The 3787-nt window shown below is 51.0% G+C and carries 3 protein-coding genes; 2 read left to right on the top strand and 1 reads right to left on the bottom strand.

The features are described 5' to 3' along the window. Positions 1–55: 55 nt before the first annotated feature. Positions 56–730, bottom strand: a complete 675-nt coding sequence (locus INT22_RS17035) for a YecA/YgfB family protein (protein ID WP_089039747.1) — start codon at positions 728–730, stop codon at positions 56–58. 90 nt (positions 731–820) lie between these two features. Between INT22_RS17035 and INT22_RS17030 the strand changes: the two genes are divergently transcribed. Both INT22_RS17030 and acs read left to right on the top strand, forming a co-directional pair. Continuing rightward, positions 821–1369 carry a SprT family zinc-dependent metalloprotease gene (locus INT22_RS17030; protein ID WP_193061853.1) on the top strand — a complete coding sequence of 183 codons (549 nt, stop codon included), beginning with the start codon at positions 821–823 and terminating at the stop codon, positions 1367–1369. Positions 1370–1538: 169 nt separating this feature from the next. Beyond that, positions 1539–3488 carry an acetate--CoA ligase gene (acs, locus tag INT22_RS17025; protein ID WP_193061852.1) on the top strand — a complete coding sequence of 650 codons (1950 nt, stop codon included), beginning with the start codon at positions 1539–1541 and terminating at the stop codon, positions 3486–3488. Positions 3489–3787 lie beyond the last annotated feature (299 nt).

Below are 3787 nucleotides of genomic sequence, written 5' to 3'. Positions count from 1 at the left end.
TGGCGTAGTGGATGGTATTGTCACCCGCCTTAAATAATGCGCGGTTAGCAATCGGCTATCGACGCTTTTTACCTTTGGCCGGGGTTTTCTTGCGTGGCTTAGGTTTCGGCGTTTCGGGGGGCACGCGGTAATGAAGATAAAGATCCAGGACTAGTTCTGGCAGTTGAGCAACAAAGGTTTCCTGACTGGCCTGATCTTGGGCCATCTCAGCCATTTCTGGCTCATCATCGAATAAACCTGAAAGCGACATAAAGGGTAACAGTAGCGTGGCGGCAGCTTCTTCGTCATCTTGGAACCACGCGCTTTCGTCGCTAAAGACACCTTCCATAAACCCCGCGCACCAGTCGCCGATGGGCGTTTCCTCCGCGGGGATACCATCGAGCGTTAGCTCGAAGGGTAGCTCTGGTAAACCACCTTGTTCAAGCACTGCGACGGCGTTGTCACGTAGCAGTGTTAACAGTTGGATAATCTCGTCTCGTTCGGCATCATCCCGATAACTTGGCTCTCCCTGAAACAGCTCAGCTAGCCATTGACTGGTGGGTAATTCGCTAGGGGCAACCGCCAGCGCCACTAAAAAGCCATGGGCAGAGATAAGATCCAGCGCATCTTCGCCGACCTGCTCTGAGTCGAGAAAGTCATCCAATCGATCAAGCTGCTCGTCATCAAGTAGTGGCTGAGGTGGGGTGGTATTGGGCGACGTTGCTGCGGGAACGTTATTGCGCTCTGCCATAAGGGGCCTCATCATAAAAATCGTCTTTGAGAAAAAGATGTTGATCGGCAACACTCGTTGGCAACATCGTTACTGGTTAGTTTATCACTAATGAAGACTTTACCACTGCCCCCATGGCCTGCTGAAAAACTTGCAACACTCTCTTCAGAGGCGCTCATGCACGCCGTGCGAGACAGAACTGATGAAGCGTTAAGACGCTGCCAAGAAGTCTATCCTGCGCTGCCAGCGCCAAAGGTGTGGTTCGACCTAAAAGGTGCCTCAGCAGGGCAGGCCCATCTAGGGCGTGGCGGGCTGCGTTTTAATCCTGTTTTACTGAGCAATAATCGGCAGGCGTTTTTTGACGAGGTGATTCCCCATGAAATGGCGCATTGGTTAGTCTTTCATTTAGCCAATGGCACGCGGCTCAAACCGCATGGTCGAGAATGGCAAGCCGTCATGCGAGACCTGTTTGGCCTTGAGCCTAAGGTGACTCATCGCTTTGATGTTCAGGATGCCCAGTCTCGGCCATATTATTATCAATGTGGCTGTCAAACGCATTGTTTCACAGCCAGGCGTCATTCTTTAGTGGTAAAGGGGCGTCGCTATCGCTGCCGCCATTGTGATCAGACCTTGGTCTACAGTGCTTTTAGAAAACCTTGAAAGTGTTTTAACTTATTGTTTTTAATATTGAAAATGTTAATACCAATGTCTAAAGGGAAGCCGGCGTTGGGAGGTTTATGCTAGGTAAATATTAAGCGCGTCGGTGCGACTAATAATAATACCGACACCATTTTCTAGAGAGTGCAATTTCACGGACAGAGGCAACTTCATGAGCGAGCATAAAAACGTCTATCCAGTGCGCGATAGTATCGCTGCCAGTGCATGGGCTGATAAAGATAAATATGCGGCAATGTATCAGCAGTCCATGGACGACCCGGAAAGTTTCTGGGCTGAGCAAGCAAAGCGTCTGGATTGGATCAAGACGCCAACCAAGATTAAAAACACCTCCTTTGCACGCGATAATGTTGATATTCGCTGGTTTGAAGATGGTGAGCTAAACGTTAGCGCCAACTGTCTAGATCGCCACTTGGAGAAGCGTGGCGACCAAACGGCGATTATCTGGGAAGGGGATAACCCTAACGATTCAAAACACATTACTTACCGTGAGCTTTATGAGCGCACGAACCAGCTGGCCAACGGCCTGAAGTCGCTGGGAGTTAACAAAGGCGATACAGTGACGCTGTATATGCCGATGATTCCCGAGGCGGCCATGGCCATGTTGGCATGTGCACGTATTGGTGCTGTGCACTCTGTTGTGTTTGGCGGCTTTTCGCCGGATGCCGTCGCTCAGCGGGTCATTGGTGCTGATTCTAAACTGGTGATCACTGCTGATGAGTCGGTGCGTGGTGGTAAACACGTGCCCCTTAAGGAGAACGTCGATTCAGCGTTGACGCGTAACGGCACCGATGTATGTAAAAACGTATTGGTGGTGAAGCGTACAGGCGGTGATATTGATTGGCAGGAAGGTCGTGACATTTGGTTTGACGAGCTGGTGGATAAGCAGTCTACCGAATGCCCAGTTGAGGCCATGAATGCCGAAGATCCACTGTTTATTCTCTATACCTCTGGGTCAACCGGTGCGCCTAAGGGCTTAAAGCATACCACTGGCGGCTACCTGACCTACGCCGCGATGACCCATCAGTATGTTTTCGACTATCAAGAAGGTGAAATTTACTGGTGTACAGCGGACGTAGGCTGGGTGACGGGCCACAGCTATATCGTGTACGGACCGCTTGCCAATGGTGCAACCACGCTAATGTTTGAAGGCGTACCGAGCTACCCAAGCCATGGCCGCATGGGCGAAATTGTCGATAAGCATCAGGTCAATATCCTCTATACCGCGCCTACCGCTGTCCGTGCCTTAATGGCGCATGGTGATAACGTGATGGACTCTAGCAAACGTGATTCATTGCGCTTGCTGGGTTCTGTGGGCGAACCTATCAACCCAGAAGCCTGGGAGTGGTTCTATCGCGTTATTGGCAATGAGCAGTGTCCTATTGTGGATACTTGGTGGCAAACCGAAACGGGCGGCATTATGATCGCGCCACTTCCCGGTGCTACAGATCTAAAGCCTGGTTCTGCGACAACGCCCTTCTTTGGTGTGAACCCCGCGCTGGTGGATAATGAAGGCCATAAATTAGAAGGCGAGACGGAAGGCAATCTAGTCATTCTCGACTCCTGGCCGGGCCAAGCGCGCTCCATTTGGGGCGACCACGAACGCTTTGTACAAACCTACTTCTCTACTTACGATGGCATGTATTTTACTGGGGATGGCTGTCGTCGGGATGAGGATGGCTATTACTGGATTACAGGGCGGGTTGACGACGTGCTTAACGTCTCAGGCCACCGTATGGGCACTGCTGAAATAGAGTCGTCTCTGGTTGCTCACTCGGCAGTGGCAGAAGCCGCCGTCGTTGGCTTCCCGCACGATATTAAGGGCCAGGGCATCTATATCTATGTAACGCTCAATGATGATGTTGATCCCACGGATGAACTCAAGAAAGAGCTGACTCAATGGGTACGTAAAGATATTGGCCCGATTGCATCGCCAGATGTAATTCAGTGGGCGCCAGGGCTGCCAAAAACACGTTCTGGTAAAATTATGCGGCGCATTTTACGTAAAATTGCAGCTAATGAGTGTGACGGCCTGGGCGATACCAGCACGCTGGCTGATCCGTCAGTAGTGGACGAACTCATCGAGCATCGTGCCAACCAGTAATGCTCTTTGCCCCCAGTTATCTTTCTAATGGGGGCACTTTTAAATGACGGATGTCATTCATTTGCTATGTTAAATAAGGCAAACTGGACAGATCCGTTGCAGTGCCGGCCATGGAGCCGGCACTGTTATTTCTGTTTGGATGACGTATCTATGACAAATAGTGCATGTGATGCTTGGGAATGACGAAGCCCATGGGGTACCATGCTTCAACCGTATGAGCCTAGCGTCGCGGCGGTAGTCAACCCCGCTGCTCGAGGAACCGGAGGAATATCCATGGCAGTAGCCCATAAGTTTATCGT

This window comes from Halomonas sp. 3D7M (genome assembly GCF_014897885.1).
Lineage (GTDB): Bacteria > Pseudomonadota > Gammaproteobacteria > Pseudomonadales > Halomonadaceae > Vreelandella.
This window is presented reverse-complemented; position numbering and strand designations above follow the sequence as displayed.

Excerpts from the sequence above, each read along its gene's own strand:
- INT22_RS17035 (WP_089039747.1), bottom strand. The coding sequence starts at position 730 with ATGGCAGAGCGCAATAACGTTCCCGCAGCAACGTCGCCCAATACCACC.
- INT22_RS17030 (WP_193061853.1), top strand. The coding sequence starts at position 821 with ATGAAGACTTTACCACTGCCCCCATGGCCTGCTGAAAAACTTGCAACA.
- acs (WP_193061852.1), top strand. The coding sequence starts at position 1,539 with ATGAGCGAGCATAAAAACGTCTATCCAGTGCGCGATAGTATCGCTGCC.